General features: G+C 43.1%; 18 protein-coding genes and 1 tRNA gene. 8 read left to right on the top strand and 11 right to left on the bottom strand.

Going from position 1 to position 17861, the window contains the following annotated elements; all coding sequences use genetic code 11:
- Positions 1 to 5: 5 nt before the first annotated feature.
- From truD to folB, 7 genes are all read right to left on the bottom strand, one after another.
- Positions 6 to 1049 (bottom strand): tRNA pseudouridine(13) synthase TruD, encoded by a 1044-nt coding sequence (gene truD, locus EYW48_RS02875; RefSeq protein WP_053311398.1) that lies wholly within the window; start codon positions 1047 to 1049, stop codon positions 6 to 8.
- Positions 1050 to 1112: 63 nt separating this feature from the next.
- On the bottom strand, positions 1113 to 1589 hold the full coding sequence (gene ispF, locus EYW48_RS02870) for a 2-C-methyl-D-erythritol 2,4-cyclodiphosphate synthase (RefSeq protein WP_277431841.1): 477 nt from the start codon (positions 1587 to 1589) through the stop codon (positions 1113 to 1115).
- A gap of 27 nt (positions 1590 to 1616) precedes the next feature.
- Positions 1617 to 2315 (bottom strand): 2-C-methyl-D-erythritol 4-phosphate cytidylyltransferase, encoded by a 699-nt coding sequence (gene ispD / locus EYW48_RS02865; protein WP_176313011.1) that lies wholly within the window; start codon positions 2313 to 2315, stop codon positions 1617 to 1619.
- Positions 2316 to 2597, bottom strand: coding sequence for a cell division protein FtsB (ftsB, locus tag EYW48_RS02860; RefSeq protein WP_053311370.1), 282 nt, complete (start codon positions 2595 to 2597; stop codon positions 2316 to 2318).
- Between the two features lie 97 nt (positions 2598 to 2694).
- A complete protein-coding gene (locus EYW48_RS02855; RefSeq protein ID WP_277431840.1) occupies positions 2695 to 3498 on the bottom strand; it encodes an undecaprenyl-diphosphate phosphatase in 804 nt (267 codons plus the stop codon).
- A 17-nt stretch (positions 3499 to 3515) separates the two neighbouring features.
- Entirely contained in the window at positions 3516 to 4004 is a 489-nt protein-coding gene (gene folK, locus EYW48_RS02850; protein ID WP_053311372.1) for a 2-amino-4-hydroxy-6-hydroxymethyldihydropteridine diphosphokinase, read from the bottom strand.
- A complete protein-coding gene (gene folB, locus EYW48_RS02845; RefSeq protein WP_053311373.1) occupies positions 4001 to 4354 on the bottom strand; it encodes a bifunctional dihydroneopterin aldolase/7,8-dihydroneopterin epimerase in 354 nt (117 codons plus the stop codon). Before folB ends, folK begins: the two co-directional genes overlap by 4 nt.
- 187 nt (positions 4355 to 4541) lie before the next feature.
- Here folB and plsY point away from each other — a divergent pair, with 187 nt between their 5' ends.
- Complete coding sequence (gene plsY, locus EYW48_RS02840) at positions 4542 to 5144, top strand: glycerol-3-phosphate 1-O-acyltransferase PlsY (protein WP_277431839.1); 603 nt, start codon at positions 4542 to 4544, stop codon at positions 5142 to 5144.
- A gap of 60 nt (positions 5145 to 5204) precedes the next feature.
- On the opposite strand, the gene EYW48_RS02835 is transcribed toward plsY, so the two are convergent.
- Positions 5205 to 6020 (bottom strand): alpha/beta fold hydrolase, encoded by an 816-nt coding sequence (locus tag EYW48_RS02835; RefSeq protein ID WP_277431838.1) that lies wholly within the window; start codon positions 6018 to 6020, stop codon positions 5205 to 5207.
- A 185-nt stretch (positions 6021 to 6205) separates the two neighbouring features.
- Complete coding sequence (gene tsaD, locus EYW48_RS02830; protein ID WP_053311376.1) at positions 6206 to 7222, bottom strand: tRNA (adenosine(37)-N6)-threonylcarbamoyltransferase complex transferase subunit TsaD; 1017 nt, start codon at positions 7220 to 7222, stop codon at positions 6206 to 6208.
- A 240-nt stretch (positions 7223 to 7462) separates the two neighbouring features.
- Between tsaD and rpsU the strand changes: the two genes are divergently transcribed.
- The 6 genes from rpsU to EYW48_RS02800 all read left to right on the top strand — a co-directional run bounded on the left by rpsU (position 7463) and on the right by EYW48_RS02800 (position 13605).
- A complete protein-coding gene (rpsU, locus tag EYW48_RS02825) occupies positions 7463 to 7678 on the top strand; it encodes a 30S ribosomal protein S21 (protein ID WP_004396009.1) in 216 nt (71 codons plus the stop codon).
- 29 nt (positions 7679 to 7707) lie between these two features.
- Complete coding sequence (locus tag EYW48_RS02820) at positions 7708 to 8151, top strand: GatB/YqeY domain-containing protein (RefSeq protein ID WP_053311377.1); 444 nt, start codon at positions 7708 to 7710, stop codon at positions 8149 to 8151.
- Between the two features lie 95 nt (positions 8152 to 8246).
- Positions 8247 to 10001 (top strand): DNA primase, encoded by a 1755-nt coding sequence (dnaG, locus tag EYW48_RS02815; RefSeq protein ID WP_277431837.1) that lies wholly within the window; start codon positions 8247 to 8249, stop codon positions 9999 to 10001.
- 98 nt (positions 10002 to 10099) lie between these two features.
- The gene (gene rpoD / locus EYW48_RS02810) at positions 10100 to 11959 is read left to right on the top strand and encodes an RNA polymerase sigma factor RpoD (protein ID WP_172532060.1); all 1860 of its coding nucleotides are present in this window, start codon (positions 10100 to 10102) and stop codon (positions 11957 to 11959) included.
- Between the two features lie 143 nt (positions 11960 to 12102).
- Positions 12103 to 12178 (top strand) — tRNA-Ile (locus tag EYW48_RS02805).
- Positions 12179 to 12363: 185 nt separating this feature from the next.
- On the top strand, positions 12364 to 13605 hold the full coding sequence (locus tag EYW48_RS02800) for an integrase domain-containing protein (RefSeq protein WP_274676091.1): 1242 nt from the start codon (positions 12364 to 12366) through the stop codon (positions 13603 to 13605).
- Between the two features lie 239 nt (positions 13606 to 13844).
- Here the strand turns inward: EYW48_RS02800 and EYW48_RS02795 are convergent, their stop codons facing one another.
- On the bottom strand, positions 13845 to 17096 hold the full coding sequence (locus tag EYW48_RS02795; protein ID WP_277431836.1) for an HsdR family type I site-specific deoxyribonuclease: 3252 nt from the start codon (positions 17094 to 17096) through the stop codon (positions 13845 to 13847).
- Between the two features lie 9 nt (positions 17097 to 17105).
- Positions 17106 to 17654, bottom strand: a complete 549-nt coding sequence (locus EYW48_RS02790) for a restriction endonuclease subunit S (RefSeq protein WP_277431873.1) — start codon at positions 17652 to 17654, stop codon at positions 17106 to 17108.
- A gap of 81 nt (positions 17655 to 17735) precedes the next feature.
- On the opposite strand from EYW48_RS02790, the gene EYW48_RS02785 reads away from it, so the two are divergent.
- A partial coding sequence (locus EYW48_RS02785; protein WP_141193184.1) for a transposase occupies positions 17736 to 17861 on the top strand: 126 nt, incomplete at its 3' end.

Raw genomic sequence — 17861 nt, 5'->3', positions numbered from 1 at the left:
TCTCCTTAGAACTCACGCTCAACGGGGATCTCTTCCACCAGTTCGCGGACAATTGAAGTGGCAAAGCTGCCTGCATCAAGATCAAAACATAGTGTTACTGTATCTTGCTCGGCTTGCCAAGTCAGGTTTTGTGGTTTCAACATGACCGCCCGGCGCTCATGACGCATACGGTTACTACGAATTAAAGCCATTAGATCAGGCTCTGCATCAACATAACGCTGTTCAAGCTCTAGTGCTGCATTTTGCGTTGGTAGAGCATTATCCCCCGCTAATGCGGCGCTGATCTGAACTTTGCCAGCTGCGAGAAGTTGGTTGAATTCATCAACTGTGCTTGCCGTAACAACGGTCTGCTGTTCATCTGTGAATGCAATATCACCGTCAATCAATTGGTTAAAAATATTGTGTTCAAGACGTGCTGAAACGATCTGGTTGAAGATCCAAGAGCGCGCGGCAGAGAGATATAAACTGCGTTGATTTTGGTTACGCGAGCGGACATTTTCCTTGCCCCAGCGACGAGCCTCACTCAAGTTATTACCATGATTACCAAAACGCTGACTACCAAAATAGTTTGGCACACCTAACTTAGCAACGTGTTCTAACCGCTTTAACACTTCTTCAGTGTCCGTCACTTCAGAAAGTGTGATTTCAAAATGGTTGCCCACCAAGTCACCAGGTCGTAACTTTTTGTTATGACGTGTCGTTTCAAGAATTTCAATGCTTGGATATTGTGCAAGAAAAGCCGTGAAATCTGGCGTTTCGCCTTTGGGTAAATGCACACTCAGCCATTGCTGCGTTACAGCATGGCGATCTTTTAGGCCAGCCCAACTCACATCTTTTGACTTTACGCCGCAGACTTTCGCCAATTCATTCGCTACAAAACTGGTATTTTCTCCTGTCTTGCGAATATGCACCATTAAGTGCTCACCACTTCCAGTAAATTCAAACCCCAAGTCTTCGATTACCTTGAAGTGTTCTGGTTTGGCTTTTAACTTAGCTTTTGCGGCTGGTTTACCACATAGGTAAGCCAATGAAGATAGAATATCTGACATGTTTTTGTCCATCGCTGACGCGAGTTGGCGGTAATAATAAAAATGGCTACGACTACGCAGCAATTATGCTTTCATAAGTAAGACAACCGCTTCACAAGCGATGCCTTCTTTGCGTCCTGTAAACCCTAAACGTTCAGTGGTTGTAGCTTTTACATTGACGTTGTGTAAATCGGTGTTGAGATCATGCGCAATCGCAGCGCACATGGCTTCAATATGAGGGGCCATTTTGGGCGCTTGAGCCATGATAGTAATATCAGCATTCCCCAAACGGTAACCTTGTTCGACCACCCGGCGGTATACATCTTTTAATAGTTCACGGCTATCTGCGCCTTTCCACTTATCATCTGTATCCGGAAAATGTCGACCAATATCACCAGCGGCAATCGCACCTAATAGTGCATCGCACAAAGCATGCAGTGCAACATCACCATCAGAATGAGCGATTAAACCTTGCTCATAAGGAACGGCAACACCGCCAATAATTACTGGCCCTTCACCACCAAATTTATGCACATCAAAACCGTGGCCAATTCTAATCATTGTGGTTCCTTACTAAGGTGTTTATCGCTAAAGACGAGCTAAATAAAACTCAGCTAAGGCGAGATCTTCAGGTTGGGTAATTTTAATGTTGTCCGCTCGCCCAAGCACCAAAGCTGGACGTAGGCCTTTCCATTCTAAAGCGGAGGCTTCATCAGTAATCGTTATTTGCTCTGCTAATGCAGCAGACAACGCCTCGCATAGCAGCTCAACGTTAAACATTTGTGGGGTCAGTGCATGCCATAACGCCACACGCTCGACTGTGTGGTCAATATTGTCCTGCGCATCAGCCCGTTTCATGGTATCACGCACAGGCGTAGCTAAAATGCCACCGACTGGGTGTGAAACTGAGGTGGCAATCAACTGATCAATATCATTTAAGGTAATACAAGGACGAGCGGCATCATGTACCATCACCCACTCACTGAGAGGATTAGCTTGGGCATACTTCAATGCAGAAAGCACCGAATCTGCTCGCTCTTGACCACCATTAACCCGTATAACGTTAGGATGATCAACCAGTGCAAGCTCTGGATAATAAGGGTCGCCTTCGCTAACAGCGACGATTACTCGTTCAATCGCTGGGTGAGTGAGTAATTTTTCAACCGTGTGCTCAAGCACGGTTTTGCCATGCAAGGTTAAATATTGCTTGGGGCGGTCGGCTTGCATACGCTTACCAACGCCAGCGGCTGGCACTATTGCGGTAATAGATAGAGTATTAGGTTGCATTTATAGCGCATCCTCACCGACTAATCGGTAGAAGGTTTCGCCTTCTTTGATCATACCCAATTCATGACGCGCTCTTTCTTCTATCGCATCAAGCCCTTGACGTAAATCATCAATCTCAGCAAACATCTCTGAATTTCGCAGTTGTAAGTTCTCATTAACTTGCTGCTGAACTTCAATTTCATCCAAAATTGTCCGGAAATCTGCTATGCCATTTTTCCCCAACCACAAGTCGTATTGTAGCAAGGCAAACAACAAAGTTAATATCACAGCAAAAATGCGCATAATACCTATAACTATAAAAGATAAACGTGCTGTTTAGGCGACGAACACCTTGCAACAGCACGATAAAAAGATGAGCATTTATACCATAAGCAAGTAGTTAACTCATCATTAGGAATGCAAATAAACCACCACCCAACAGTAGGCGATAAATAACAAATGGAGTCATGCCCATTTTTGATATCAGCTTCAAGAAGAAGTGAATACAAATATAAGCACTGATAAATGAAGTAATAATGCCCGTCATTAGGAAGCCAAAATGAATCGGTTCACCACTAGTGACTAGTTTTAGGCCTAAATAACCACCAGCTAATACAATGATTGGGATTGACATTAGAAATGAGAAACGCGCCGCCGCTTCACGGGTAAAACCTAAATACAACGCGGCAGTGATGGTGGCACCAGAGCGAGACGTGCCAGGAATGACAGCAATGGCCTGCGCCAAACCAATAAACAACGACTTCTTCCAATCTGCCTGATATTCGTCATCTGATAATCGAGAGTTTTTATCTACATACCACAGTAATAAACCAAAAATAATTGTCGTTGTGGCAATCACCCACGCACTGCGAAGGTAAAGCTCGACGATATTTTTCATGAAGAAGCCGAAGATACAAGCAGGGATAGTCGCCAAAACAATCATCCACGCCAATTTTGACTCTTTGCTACGCTCTCCTTGAAAAATAGAGCAGAAAAACGCGCGCAGTAATGTCACTACTTCACGGCGAAAGTAGATCACAACCGCAGCCAATGTGCCGACATGTACTGCCACATCAAACGCCAAACCTTGATCTTCCCAACCTAAAATAGCCGAAGGTAAGATCAAATGGGCAGAACTAGAAATAGGCAAAAACTCGGTTAAGCCTTGGATCAAAGCCAAAAAAAACGCTTCTAAGTAACTCATTACTGACTCTTATTAATTTAAATGTTGAACCATGGCTCAACGGAATTGAGAGATCCTAAATTGATCGATTGTTGCCATATTTGACGCACACTGCGATCATCATTGGGAATAATCAGTTCCGGTGATAAATCATAAAGTGGTTGTATGACAAACGGATATTTAAAGATATCGCTGCGTGGTAGCTCTGGATCTTGTACTGAAACTTCTTCGCCAAACAAAATGATATCGAGATCTAAGGTGCGATCTTGGAATTTCTTCGCTTGAAGATCTCGTCCCCATCGATGTTCAATATCTCGAAGTTGTAAAGCAAACTCGCTTAATGTCAGTGTGGTATCCAGTGCTACTACCAAATTATAAAATGCACCGCTGTTGAAACCTACCGAAGCGCACTCATAGATGGTGGATATACGCAGCTTGTCTCCGATTTGCGACAATTCACGTACCGCAGCTTCAACGTGTTTGTGTCTGTCAATGTTAGAACCGACACCAACATAAGCGGTGATCATGCATGACCTCGTTCAATGACGACACCAACACCACTTGCTTGCGCAACCGCTCCTGGTTTTGTTAAGCGGATTTTGATCCACGGAACCGAAAAACGCTGCATGATCAACTCCGCCACTTCCTCGGCAACACGCTCGACTAATAAAAAGCGTCCATTTTGAATATGCTCAATCACCGCTTGACTCACTTGTGAATAATCCAATGCATCATTGACATCATCACTTTTGCCAGCAGGTCGGTTGTTGTGCGCCATTTCAATATCCAAAACAAGCTTTTGTTTGATCTCTTGTTCCCAGTCATACACGCCAATGGTGGTGATCACGCTTAACTGTTCAATAAATACTTTATCCATGCTTTGTGTCTATCCCTCTAGAGGTCGGATACCCTAATTGAGTAAAAAATCGTACTATTTCGGTCAATCGCGATATCATATACCCAAACCGAGTCAAGATGCGAAATCCGATCCATTTTTTTGCTTTTAATCTTGGTTAACAAGGACTTGCAACCTAGTTTTGGCCCTTAACAGCACAGAGGCATTTATGACTCCATTGGCACTAAGTATGATCATCTCCGCCTATTTATTAGGGTCGATCTCTAGTGCTGTGTTGATCTGTCGTGTTTTACGCCTATCAGACCCACGAGATGTTGGCTCAAACAACCCAGGTGCCACTAATGTGTTGCGTATTGGAGGGAAAAAAGCAGCGATTGCCGTTTTGCTCTTTGACATGTTAAAAGGCACCATTCCTGTCTGGGTTGGCTACTATCTTGGCATTGATCCGATTCTATTAGGCCTAGTTGCCATCACAGCTTGTCTTGGTCATATGTACCCGATCTTCTTCCATTTCAAAGGAGGAAAAGGCGTTGCGACTGCGTTAGGAGCCATTGCTCCAATTGGTTTGGACCTTACCGGGCTCATCATGCTCACTTGGATCGTCGTTGCACTGCTATTTCGCTATTCATCTCTCGCCGCTTTAATCACTGTGCTACTGGCCCCTTTTTATACTTGGTTGATAAAACCACAATACACACTTCCCGTAGCTATGCTGTGCTGTTTAATTGTGTTTCGTCATCACCAAAATATTAAACGCCTTTTTACGGGTACGGAACCCAAATTCGGCGAGAAAAAATCGCTCGAATCGTGAATGTGCGATAAAAATAAGGCCTCTTTCGAGACCTTACCTAAGATGAAGTGAGCTTAGCGGCTATTGATAAACGTTAGCTAAAAACTTGTGCAAAATATCCGTTACATATTCAGGCTGTTCCAAACTACTAATATGTCCGGCACTCGGGATGATCTCCAATTGACTACCTGTAATACAATCCTTCATTAAAAAGGATTCAAGCACTGGTCGTGGAATATCTTCAGCCCCGACAGCAATCAACACAGGTAATGCGAATTTCTCAACCTCTTCAATCATGTCACGGCGACCAAAGATCATTCTACCAATACGTGCCACTTCCACTGCTTGTTGACCTGATAGACCGATTAAATACTGCTTAAAAGCGGCGATTAGTTGAGGCGATTGTGTCGCAGCTTCTTTTGCAAAAAACATCGGCACGACAACCTCGGCGATAGGTTCAGGAACTGACTGAGCGGTGCTAATCGCATTCAGCATGGCAAAATATTTTTTGTGGGTCACTTCTGGTTCTAAGCCAACAAAAGTATCCATCATCACCAAAGATTTAACACGCGCTGGTGCTAAAGCTGTCAACTCAGCTCCCCACATGCCACCCACAGATAAACCAATAACAGAAAACTGTTCTATGTGTAGGTGATCCATAAGATCGAGGATATGCTGCGCATAATCTTTAAGTGTTGTCATCGATTGTGGCGCGAAATCAGACTGACCATGTGCCCATAGTTCAGGCACAATACAACGATAATGTTGGCTCAATATCTCAACTTGTGGTGCCCACATGGCGCTATCCCACAAGTAACTATGTCCAAAAACAAGAACCTCACCTTCCCCACTATCGAGGTAACACATATTTTGGCCATCAACGGCAAATGTTTTCATGAGAACTATCCATTTAATATCGTAATTGGCGACTTTATCATTGATAAGCCAAATAACAGCTCTGAGCAGAATTTAAGAACCTACTAATTAACTTAATGATAAATAAAAGAAACGGCTGCTAATAAAGCAACCGTTATAAAGAAGTTAAAGCGCACTATACCCAAACCACTTGAAGGGTATAAACACTAAGCAATTGGTTTTAGCTGATCAATCGGCCAACGCGGTGTGGCTTGTACCGCTAAGTCCACCACTTCACCATTTTTCAGACGCTGCATACCAGCATACGCAATCATTGCACCGTTATCGGTACAAAACTCAGTTCGAGGATAATACACCTCACCACCGATTTTATTAGCCAGCGCGGCTAACGATTCACGCAACTGTTTGTTTGCACTCACACCACCGGCAATAACAATACGCTTCATGCCAGTCTGCTCTAATGCGCGGCGACATTTGATCACCAAAGTTTCGCACACAGCTTCTTGGAATGCATAAGCGATGTCCGCTCGAGTCTGCTCATCGTTATCATTTGACGCGATAGTATTGGCCGTAAACGTTTTAAGACCAGAAAAACTCATATCCAAACCAGGGCGATCAGTCATTGGACGTGGGAATTTAAAACGGCCTGGGGTGCCTTTTTCTGCCAAACGAGCAAGCAGTGGACCACCAGGGTAATCAAGGCCCATTAATTTAGCGGTTTTGTCAAACGCTTCGCCTGCCGCATCATCAATCGACTCACCAAGAATTTTGTATTCCCCAATCCCCTTAACTTCCACCATCATTGAATGGCCACCAGAAACGAGAACGGCAACAAATGGAAATGGAGGCGGGTTATCTTCCAACATCGGTGCTAAAAGATGCCCTTCCATATGATGGACAGGCACAGCCGGCACATTCCACGCATACGCTAAACTACGGCCAATCGTCGCGCCAACTAACAAAGCTCCGACCAAACCAGGGCCTGCGGTATAAGCAACGCCATCAATGTCGGCGGGTGTCAAATTCGCTTCTGCCATCGCAGCTTTAATTAGCGGAATTGTTTTCTTTACATGGTCGCGAGAAGCAAGCTCTGGCACCACACCACCGTAATCAGCATGCAATTTTACTTGGCTATACAGCTTGTGGGAAAGCAACCCTTTCTCATCGTCATAAATGGCGATGCCAGTCTCGTCACACGAGGTTTCAATACCAATAATGCGCATATTTTTCTCAGCACGCTTTCATCAACAATTGGAAATGGCCGCCATGTTACCTTGCCTTGGCTTCGTAAACAAATTTTGTACAGACTATAATCGACAAAAGGCTTTACAAAGCCATTGCGATCGGATTAAAATTCCGCACCATTTTTGATCAAGCTGATTACAGGGCAAGCCGACAAGAAATCTTGTGGTTTAGGTCTCAAAATATCAGCATTAACGAATAACCCCTGAGGTGAAAGGCATATGCCAATAGTTAAAGTACGTGAAAACGAACCGTTCGATGTTGCATTACGTCGTTTCAAGCGCTCTTGCGAAAAAGCAGGTATCCTTTCTGAAGTGCGTCGTCGTGAGCACTATGAAAAACCAACTACCGTTCGCAAACGCGCTAAAGCAGCAGCTCAAAAGCGTCACGCTAAGAAGCTAGCTCGCGAAAACGCACGTCGCGTTCGCCTGTACTAATAACCCTTTTCCACTAAGGAATAAGAGTTATGGCTCTGATTGATATTCTCAAAGAAGAGCAAAAATTAGCGATGAAAGCCAAGGATAAAATACGCCTTGGCACTATTCGTTTAGCCCTATCAGCAATTAAACAGCGTGAAGTCGACGAACAGATAACTCTGAACGATGACGATATTCTTGCCGTGCTGGTTAAAATGGTTAAACAACGTCGCGACTCTGTCGCTCAATATGAAGCTGCAAATCGTCAAGATCTCGCAGATGCTGAGCAAGCAGAAATTACTATCCTTGAGGCGTTTATGCCTCAACCACTGAGCGATGATGAAGTTTCTGCATTGATTGACAATGCAATGACAGAATCTGGCGCAGTTGGCATGCAAGACATGGGGAAAGTAATGGCTGTCTTGAAACCGCAAATTCAAGGGCGTGCAGATATGGGTAAAGTCAGCGGATTAGTTCGAACTAAACTCGCTTAAATACCCGCATCAAATTGCATCAAGCCGTGCTATCCTCTGGAACGCACGGCTTGTTTGTATCTAATCATTCGTTTTGGTCTTTTCTTTTAGGTTTTATGGCAGGACACATCCCTCGCAGTTTTATTGATGATCTCCTCGCTCGACTTGATATTGTCGACATCATAGACGCACGTGTGAAACTTAAGAAAAAAGGCAAGAACTACGGTGCATGTTGCCCATTCCATAATGAAAAAACGCCCTCATTTAGTGTAAGCCAAGAGAAGCAGTTCTATCACTGCTTTGGTTGTGGTGTGCATGGTAATGCCATTGATTTCATGATGGAGTATGAACGCCTAGAATTCGTTGATGCCATTGAAGAGCTCGCCTCGTTTGTTGGCCTTGATGTGCCTCGAGAACAACGCAGTGGCGGTGGGTTTTCATCGGCCCCCAAAGCCAATAGCGAAGAAAAACGTACCCTTTATGATTTGATGGGCAGCATTGCGCAGTTTTATCGCAATCAACTTAAAGTGGCAGCTAACCGCCATGCTATCGACTATTTGAAAGATCGAGGACTCTCAGGAGAAATCGTTCAGAAATTTGGTATCGGCTTTATTGCTGATGAATGGGATTTGGTTCGTAAAAACTTCGGCCAACAGCGTGATGCTCAAGAGATGCTTGTGACTGGCGGCATGCTGATCGAAAACGACAAAGGCAATCGTTATGATCGCTTTCGTGGCCGAGTAATGTTCCCCATCCGCGACCGCCGTGGGCGTGTAATTGGCTTTGGTGGACGAGTAATAGGTGACGGAACACCTAAGTATCTCAACTCTCCTGAAACGCCCATTTTCCACAAAGGAAAAGAGTTGTATGGCTTATATGAAGTCATGCAAGCCTACCGTGAACCGCCTCAAATATTGGTCGTCGAAGGTTATATGGATGTGGTAGCACTCGCACAGTATGGTGTTGATTATTCAGTAGCCTCACTGGGTACTTCGACCACCGGTGATCACATCCAACTATTATTCCGCCAAACCAATACTGTAGTGTGCTGCTATGATGGTGACCGAGCTGGTCGAGAAGCCGCGTGGCGAGCCTTAGAAAATGCTCTTCAGTATTTAAAAACCGGCAATACACTCAAATTTCTATTTTTGCCTGATGGTGAAGACCCTGATAGCTATGTTCGCAAACATGGCAAAGCTGCTTTCGAACAACAAATTGAACAAGCGACACCGTTGTCTAGCTATCTATTTGATAATCTAATCGAAATTCATAAACTCAATTTAGGTAACAACGAAGGTAAATCAGCACTTCGTGCTCATGCTAGCGCCTTGATAAATAAGATCCCTGACCCTTATTTTCAAGAGTTACTTGAGAAGTTGCTTGATGAACGCACAGGCTTCGATAATCACCTTAGACAGCGACGTCAAAAAAGAGCAGAAACTAGACCACAGCCACACAAAGAGCTAAAACGAACGCCAATGCGTGAAGTGATCGCTTTGCTTATTCAAAATCCAAGCTATGCTGATATGGTACCTGACCTTTCAAGTGTCAAAACCCTTCCCATACCCGGGATAAGTTTATTAATAGAAGTACTTGAGAATTGTCAAGAGTACCCCAATATTACAACAGGCCAACTGCTTGAGCACTGGCGTAATAGTAACCATGAGGCCCTTCTGTCTCGTCTTGCTAGTTGGGAAATCCCTCTCGTTGAAGACAATCAAGAAGAACTATTTTTAGATTCATTGGACAAAATTCTTGCTCAGTGCATCGAAAAACAAATTGAAAACCTGCAGGCCAAAGAAAGAAGCGTCGGTTTATCAACCGAGGAAAGACGGGAGCTGCTAGCACTCATGCTAGATTTAAAAGCGTAACCCAGTTTAAATAGTCAGCAATGAATAAATTTGTTAGTATATGTGGTTTGCATTTCGCATACTAATTCCTTCACCAGATATGAAGTTGGATACCGTCTATGGATCAAAATCCGCAGTCACAGCTAAAACTACTTGTTATTAAAGGCAAAGAGCAAGGCTATCTGACCTACGCCGAAGTAAATGACCATCTACCTGCAGAAATTGTAGATTCTGAACAGGTAGAAGATATCATTCAGATGATCAACGACATGGGTATCAAGGTAGTAGAAACTGCCCCAGATGCTGATGATCTTGCTCTTAATGATGACAACGCAATCACCGATGAAGATGCGGCAGAAGCTGCTGCAGCTGCATTATCCAGTGTAGAAAGCGAAATTGGTCGTACTACAGACCCAGTACGCATGTACATGCGTGAAATGGGTACCGTAGAACTGCTGACTCGCGAAGGTGAAATCGATATCGCAAAACGCATTGAAGATGGTATTAACCAAGTTCAAAGTGCGGTTGCTGAATATCCAGGCACTATTCCATACATCCTAGAACAATTTGATAAAGTTCAAGCTGAAGAACTTCGCTTAACGGATCTTATTTCTGGTTTCGTTGATCCAGACGATGACGGAACCAGCGCACCGACAGCAACGCATATCGGTTCGGAACTTGCTGAGTCTGATCTTGCTGATGAAGATGACGACGAAGATGAAGACGACGAAGATAAAGATGATAGTGAAGAGGAAGAAGTAGACACAGGTATTGATCCTGAACTTGCTTTAGAAAAATTCACTGAGCTACGCAACACCTATCAAAATCTTCAGCTAGCGAAAAACGAACACGGAAACGATAGCGCAAAAGCCGCTCAAGCAACAGAGCTAATGCTCGATATCTTCCGTGAATTCCGTTTAACGCCAAAGCAATTTGACTATTTAGTCAATGAACTACGTAAGTCAATGGAACGTGTGCGTACTCAAGAACGCTTGATCATGAAGCATACGGTTGAATATGGCAAAATGCCGAAGAAATCGTTTGTTGCGCTATTTACCGGTAATGAGTCGAGCGATGCATGGTTTGATGAAGTATTAGCTTCAGACAAACCTTACGCCGACAAAATTAAACAAAATGAAGAAGATATTCGCCGTTCAATCCAAAAATTGCGCATCATCGAACAAGAAACTTCTTTAACGGTTCAAAGCATTAAAGATATTAGCCGTCGCATGTCAATCGGTGAAGCGAAAGCTCGTCGTGCGAAGAAAGAGATGGTTGAAGCTAACTTACGTCTGGTTATTTCGATCGCGAAAAAATACACCAACCGTGGTTTACAGTTCTTGGATCTTATTCAAGAAGGTAACATCGGCTTGATGAAAGCGGTTGATAAATTTGAATACCGTCGTGGTTACAAGTTTTCAACTTATGCGACATGGTGGATCCGTCAGGCAATCACTCGTTCAATTGCAGACCAAGCGCGTACCATTCGCATTCCAGTTCACATGATCGAAACGATCAACAAGCTGAATCGAATTTCACGTCAAATGCTGCAAGAAATGGGACGTGAGCCTCTGCCAGAAGAATTAGCAGAACGCATGCAAATGCCTGAAGATAAAATTCGCAAAGTACTGAAGATCGCTAAAGAGCCAATCTCGATGGAGACACCAATTGGTGACGATGAAGATTCGCATCTAGGTGACTTTATTGAGGATACAACGCTTGAACTGCCTCTTGACTCAGCGACAGCAACAAGTCTAAGAGCGGCAACTCACGACGTTCTTGCAGGTTTAACCCCTCGTGAAGCAAAAGTACTGCGTATGCGCTTTGGTATTGACATGAATACTGACCACACTCTTGAAGAGGTGGGCAAACAGTTCGATGTAACACGCGAACGTATCCGTCAGATCGAAGCAAAAGCGTTGCGTAAACTTCGTCATCCAAGCCGCTCGGAAACACTGCGCAGCTTCTTAGACGAGTAAGCAGAGCATTTAGAATACAAAAGGTGAGCATGGGCTCACCTTTTTTGTATAAAATGGTTTAAGTGGATAAAAACTAAGCGCATTTACCCTACTTTGCGGGTAGACACTCCGAAATGCATCCCCTATAATCGTTCACCTAATTTGGCCCCTTAGCTCAGTGGTTAGAGCACTCGACTCATAATCGATTGGTCCCCAGTTCAAGTCTGGGAGGGGCCACCAAATTCATAATCAAAGACGTCCGCTGGCGTCTTTTTTTACGTTTAAATAAAAAGAAAATCAACAACTTACAAAAATTAGCGTCCAATAGCATCTTTTGCCGTTTGTTAGAATCCAACCTTTTTAGTAACATCATTAGTAACATCAGCACAAAATTGCTCATTTCATTGTTACTAAAAGGCGTTTTTATGGCTAGAACAGTGGTTCCACTGACCGCAATAAAGGTAAAAGATGCTAAGCCTAGGGATAAAGATTATGCTTTATCTGATGGGAATGGCTTACAGTTAAGAATAAAACCAAATGGCTCTAAGCTTTGGTTGCTAAACTATTCTCGTCCTATCAATAATAAACGAGCTAATTTAAGTTTAGGTATCTATCCTAGCTTAACTCTCGCCTTAGCAAGAAAAGCTGCAAATGAAGCAAGAGAATTACTAGCTCAAGGAATCGATCCGAAAACGCATAGAGATCAGCAAAAGCTACAACAAAAAGAAGCTAGTGAGTCAACCTTCTCAATATTTGCGGACAAATGGTTTGAATTAAAAAAACAACAAGTAAAGCCAGATACTGCGGCACACTCCTATCGAGCATTAGAAAAACATATCTTGCCATCTTTAGGACAAACTCCTATTGATGACATTCGACCGAAACAAATCATATCGATTCTTGAGCCTGTAGCCGCTAAAGGGAACTTAGAAACGGTTAAACGTTTATGTCGTATCATAAATGAAGTTATGCGCCTTGCTGTTGCTAGTGGACAAATTGACATTAACTACTTAACTGATGTAACTCGATTATTCCCATCTCCTAATAAAACGAATATGGCAACAATTACACCAGATCGTTTACCAGAATTAATGAACGCTATTAGCAAAGCGAGAATCACGCTCACAACAAGATGTTTACTAGAATGGCAATTACATACCATGACAAGGCCTGTAGAAGCCGCCACAGCAGAATGGGAACATATCGACCTAAAAAATAACGTATGGGTCATTCCAGCAGAACGAATGAAGATGAAGAAGCCTCACTCAGTTCCCTTATCAAGGCAAATGCTCGCGCTATTAGAAATAATGCGTCCTATTAGTGGGCATAGACAATACCTATTTCCTAGCCATAGAAACCCTCTAAAGCACTCTAATACGCAAACAGCTAATATGGCGTTAAAACGTATGGGGTTTAAAGATCAGTTAGTCTCTCATGGCCTACGAGCGTTAGCATCTACCACTCTAAATGAACAAGGGTTTGACCCTGATGAAATTGAAGCCTGTTTAGCGCACGTTGATAAGAATGAAGTTCGTAGAGCTTATAACCGCACAGATTATTTAGAAAGACGAAGAAAAGTTATGGACTGGTGGGGTGAGCATATAGAGCAAGCCAGCTACGGTAATTTATCCTTAACTGGTTATAAAAATCTAAAGGCCGTTGGTTAACCTTTATGTGGCACTGACAACTAGATCCCAATGCTCACAACCCTACTAATGACCTAGAGCATTGTACATCGACGATGTGCTTGTGGCTCGTGCATATAGAAGAGGCAGCCAAAGGCTGCCTCTTCGTTACTGGAAGTAAGTGTTTAAGCTATAAAACATTTCAAATTTTCACATTCTGCTCATGTTTCGATAGTTCTCAATACTAGTGCTAAGTGCCTTTCTCTTCTTTAATTAGTTTCTTATTGACTATTAATACCTTCGAGATCACCTAACCGAACATCGCCCAGAAGATCTTCCGCTTGCCCAAAGATAAACTCTTGAAGGTACTTATCAATGCGCATGTTCAGTTTGAACGGGGGGATCGCCGAGCCTTCAAGACGCTCAAAGAAGACTTTTGCCTTAGTTCTATCGACCGTTGATTTCAGCGTATCAAAGCGACCAAAACGGTTAATGCTCTGCTCATTCACATCCCCACCCATCAACTGGAGAAGTAAATCGCTATCCAAACCAAGAGCCTCAACAATAGCGGCTATTCGCAACTGTTCCTTCTGATTTTGATAGTCGTTGATGTAGTCTCTAAAAGTATGGCCTTCAATTAACTGTGCATCCCCACGCTGCAAATCGTGCAAAAAGAGCTTGGCATACTTTTGTTCACTTTGGCTTAGTGACGCAAATGATTTATGTAACTCATTGAGAGTTATTTCGACACTTGTGGAATCTTGGTGCTGATTAAGCTCTTTTAGATATTTATCAAAGCGACTATTCATGTAGTCGGCATCGATTTTACCCGTGTCTATTTCTGTTAAATAACCACTGATATCAAAAGGAACATCACCACCTGCCCCTTCTCCCTTGCCGTCCCCTTTGCCAGCAAGCTCTTTATAACGCTGAACTAAACTCATGTAAGTAAGTTCATCGATAGCCAGAGTGACCTCACGCTCAGCACCATTTTCGCCTTCTAACGAGTCAGTATAAGTAGACTGCTCCCAATTCAGACCTTGTACTTTGGCAGCTTCTAGGTGCTTGTTAAAGGTATTAAATAATTCGGTAAACTTAGCACAGAGCTCTACATCGTCTGGCAGTGTTTCAAAATTTTCAATACCAGCACTTGCAAACAGCTCAGAGATATCCGCTGACACCCCATTCATAAGTTCAATGTTACTTGCCAACCTATCAACAAACAGCCCAATAGGTTTGTCGCCGGAGTAGAGTTTGACAGCATCATTAATGTGCTGTTCCATGGTATGTGGATAGCGATAATAACGAATAATGCCGTGAGGTTTGTCGGGACCAAACAAACGATTAGTACGAGAGAAAGCCTGAATGATATTCTGATACTTAATCACTTTATCTAAGTACAAAGTATTCAACCACTTGGAATCAAAGCCAGTCAGCATTTGATCGACCACGATCAGTAAGTCCAGCTGCTTTGAAGGCTCTTTGTGAATATTCTTGTATTGCTCTTTATGAGCAAGCCGCGCTGCGATATCTTTTTTAAAAGCTGAATGGCGGGCAAAATCAAACTCTAGGCCATAGCGAGCGTTATAATCGGCCATAACCTCTTGTAGACCATCACCTTTAAACGTCGGGCCACGGTCACCACTACCATCGTTCTCAATGTTAGGGTCAAATAGGGCCGATATTTTTAGCTCAGGTTTCTCTGCTTTTAAACGGCGATAATAATCAATCGCTTCAGCGATACTATTAGTGGCTAAAATGGCGTGAAATTTATTGCCTTGGCTCAGCACATCCCATTTATCCAAAATGTCAGCGACGACTTTGTCTTGATGAGCCTTCGTTAAGTATTGGCTTTTAGGAATATAGTCTTCAATGCCTTTATGATATTTGCCTGCGGCGTCTTTAAACCCCGCCATCGGCACATCATTCATAAAGTGATTAAACTTTTTCTTTTTAGCAGGCTCTGCCATCGCATCAGTAACCGAGTCGGCCTTAGCTTGCTGTAAAGCAATCTCTTTTCTTAGTTCGCCATCCTTAAAGGTCGGCATTTTGTAAGGGTCAAAGCCCAATACGTTTCCATCACGAATACCATCAGCAATGCTATAGCGGTGCAACTCATTACCAAATACATCAGTGGTCGTATTACTATTAACTTGGTTTTCTTCATGGATAGGCGTGCCAGTAAAACCAAAAAAGAGGGCTTTCGGGAATGTTTTTTTCACCCTTACCAACATGCCTTCTTTATCTTCTGTACCTCCACTCATCGTTGAGCGGTGCGCCTCATCGATAATAAACACCAAGCGCTTATCACGAATCTTTTCAATATCGGCCGAGTTTGTTGCTACGCCCTCATCATCCGCTTCTTCAAAAATGTTGCTCATTTTTTGAATCGAACTAACAATTAAGGTATCAGCAGGAGCGGTGCTCTTTAGTTTGGTCACCAGTACATGAGTATTCTCGGTGGCTTGTACCACTTCTCCATCACTAGCAAATCCTTGATATTCAAGTAGAGACTGAGTACCAAGCTCGATACGGTCCATTAAGAAAATTACTTTATCGGCGTCTTTTGATTGAGCAATCAACTGTGCTGACTTAAAGCTAGTCATGGTTTTACCAGAGCCTGTGGTATGCCATACATAACCACCCAGTCTGTCTTTATTGTTTATACCACCTAACTGCTTCCAGTTGGTTTTAGCGACTCGATCCGATATCGCATTAGCAGCGTAATACTGATAGCTACGCATGACTTTAAGGACCCCATCGGTATCATCAGCGACGGTATAAAAACCTATCAACTGATGTGCCATCGGTATCGATAGCAACGTAGAGGCAATATCCTTCCAGTGGTTCACAGGCTCGTTATTATAATCGGCCCAACTGAATTGATAGTCAGGGTTAAACTTGCCATCTAGTCCGGGGTTAGCAAAGTATTTAGCCTCATCAGGCTCCATGGCAACAAAGACTTGGATAAGCGAAAAGAGTCCGCTAAAAATGCCTTCTTTAGAGTACTTTTCAATTTGGTTGACCGCTTGACTGACCGGAACCCCGCTGCGTTTTAACTCAATATGAATAACGGGCATACCGTTTATTAGCAACAATACATCACCACGACGATCGTTACGTAACGGGCTACCTCGTTCGAACTTGGGTTGCTGCACAATTTGGTAACGGCTTTGACCCGCTGCGATCTCTTGGCGGTCATAAATTTTTAAGCTGACTTCTTTGCCATAGTGCAGCGAGTCATCAGGGTTATCTCGTTTAATCGCGACCGTTTTACCATTAATTAAACCGTTGAGTTTGAGCGGTGTTTTCAACTCTTTGATCTGCTCGATAATCTGCTGCATTTCAGTTACAGTCAGTGGCACATCGTTTAAGCGATCTTGCTGACGATTGTTTTCAAACAAAATGTTTGCCCAGTTTTGCAGTAACTCGGCCTCTGTTTTGTTTTTGAGTATTTCAGGCTCCCATCCTTTTTGGATAAGAACCTCAATAAAAGCCTGCTCAAATTTTGCTTCGGTTTTAAAAATGGTCATGGTCATTCCTTAAACAAACATTTTGTTCAAGCAAGCCTGCTTGATGTTATTGAGTTTGGTGATCTGCTGTTGATGTTGGTTGATCAGCGTATCAAGTTTTTGGAAGTAGTTGCCGATTTGGGTTTGCTCTTCTTCCGATTCTGGGTAGCTTATAAATTTTCCTAACAACTCATCCTTTGTTATTCCTTTTATCGAAGTTCCTTGAACTTGTTCCTTTTCAATTTTTAATTGTTTCCAAATAACGTAAACAGCATATTGTGAATTAATCTTCAAGTCGCTTAGTGACAAAAAATCTTGGCTTGTTGCATACTCGCCTCGCATCAAAGATAACTTTCCTACACCAACTCGCGTAACGATTGCGATGGAGTTGCCGGAGACCAACTTAGTCGCAGATTTGTTTACTGCTGCTTTAGTGATGTACTTCTTTGCAGTAACAGAACAAATAAAACCGTCTTTGATGTCAGAGGATTGAATCCAAGGTATTTCGCCTTGCCAGAAGTTTTTATCGTTAGTCGATGGAGTACCACCACCAAAAGTTGCACCACAGATTTCACCAATAGAGCTACTTGTAGTGGCATAGTGAATTTGGTCACTTAGTTAGAGGTGATATCATCACCTCATAAGTTAACAGGTGACATTATGACAAAACGTACAAGACGACTATTTAGCGCAGAATTTAAGTTAGAAGCAGCGCAGCTAGTCTTAGACCAAAATTACTCAGTGACTGAAGCAGCCCAAGCCATGAATGTGGGCAAGTCCACGATG

It is taken from the genome of Vibrio sp. 1180_3 (genome assembly GCF_029478545.1).
In the GTDB taxonomy this organism is placed as follows: Bacteria; Pseudomonadota; Gammaproteobacteria; order Enterobacterales; family Vibrionaceae; genus Vibrio; species Vibrio aestuarianus.
This window is presented reverse-complemented; position numbering and strand designations above follow the sequence as displayed.

Bases quoted from the DNA above. Each gene is read 5' to 3' on its own strand.
- truD (WP_053311398.1), bottom strand. From the start codon at position 1,049: ATGTCAGATATTCTATCTTCATTGGCTTACCTATGTGGTAAACCAGCC.
- ispF (WP_277431841.1), bottom strand. From the start codon at position 1,589: ATGATTAGAATTGGCCACGGTTTTGATGTGCATAAATTTGGTGGTGAA.
- ispD (WP_176313011.1), bottom strand. From the start codon at position 2,315: ATGCAACCTAATACTCTATCTATTACCGCAATAGTGCCAGCCGCTGGC.
- ftsB (WP_053311370.1), bottom strand. From the start codon at position 2,597: ATGCGCATTTTTGCTGTGATATTAACTTTGTTGTTTGCCTTGCTACAA.
- EYW48_RS02855 (WP_277431840.1), bottom strand. From the start codon at position 3,498: ATGAGTTACTTAGAAGCGTTTTTTTTGGCTTTGATCCAAGGCTTAACC.
- folK (WP_053311372.1), bottom strand. From the start codon at position 4,004: ATGATCACCGCTTATGTTGGTGTCGGTTCTAACATTGACAGACACAAA.
- folB (WP_053311373.1), bottom strand. From the start codon at position 4,354: ATGGATAAAGTATTTATTGAACAGTTAAGCGTGATCACCACCATTGGC.
- plsY (WP_277431839.1), top strand. From the start codon at position 4,542: ATGACTCCATTGGCACTAAGTATGATCATCTCCGCCTATTTATTAGGG.
- EYW48_RS02835 (WP_277431838.1), bottom strand. From the start codon at position 6,020: ATGAAAACATTTGCCGTTGATGGCCAAAATATGTGTTACCTCGATAGT.
- tsaD (WP_053311376.1), bottom strand. From the start codon at position 7,222: ATGCGCATTATTGGTATTGAAACCTCGTGTGACGAGACTGGCATCGCC.
- rpsU (WP_004396009.1), top strand. From the start codon at position 7,463: ATGCCAATAGTTAAAGTACGTGAAAACGAACCGTTCGATGTTGCATTA.
- EYW48_RS02820 (WP_053311377.1), top strand. From the start codon at position 7,708: ATGGCTCTGATTGATATTCTCAAAGAAGAGCAAAAATTAGCGATGAAA.
- dnaG (WP_277431837.1), top strand. From the start codon at position 8,247: ATGGCAGGACACATCCCTCGCAGTTTTATTGATGATCTCCTCGCTCGA.
- rpoD (WP_172532060.1), top strand. From the start codon at position 10,100: ATGGATCAAAATCCGCAGTCACAGCTAAAACTACTTGTTATTAAAGGC.
- EYW48_RS02800 (WP_274676091.1), top strand. From the start codon at position 12,364: ATGGCTAGAACAGTGGTTCCACTGACCGCAATAAAGGTAAAAGATGCT.
- EYW48_RS02795 (WP_277431836.1), bottom strand. From the start codon at position 17,096: ATGACCATTTTTAAAACCGAAGCAAAATTTGAGCAGGCTTTTATTGAG.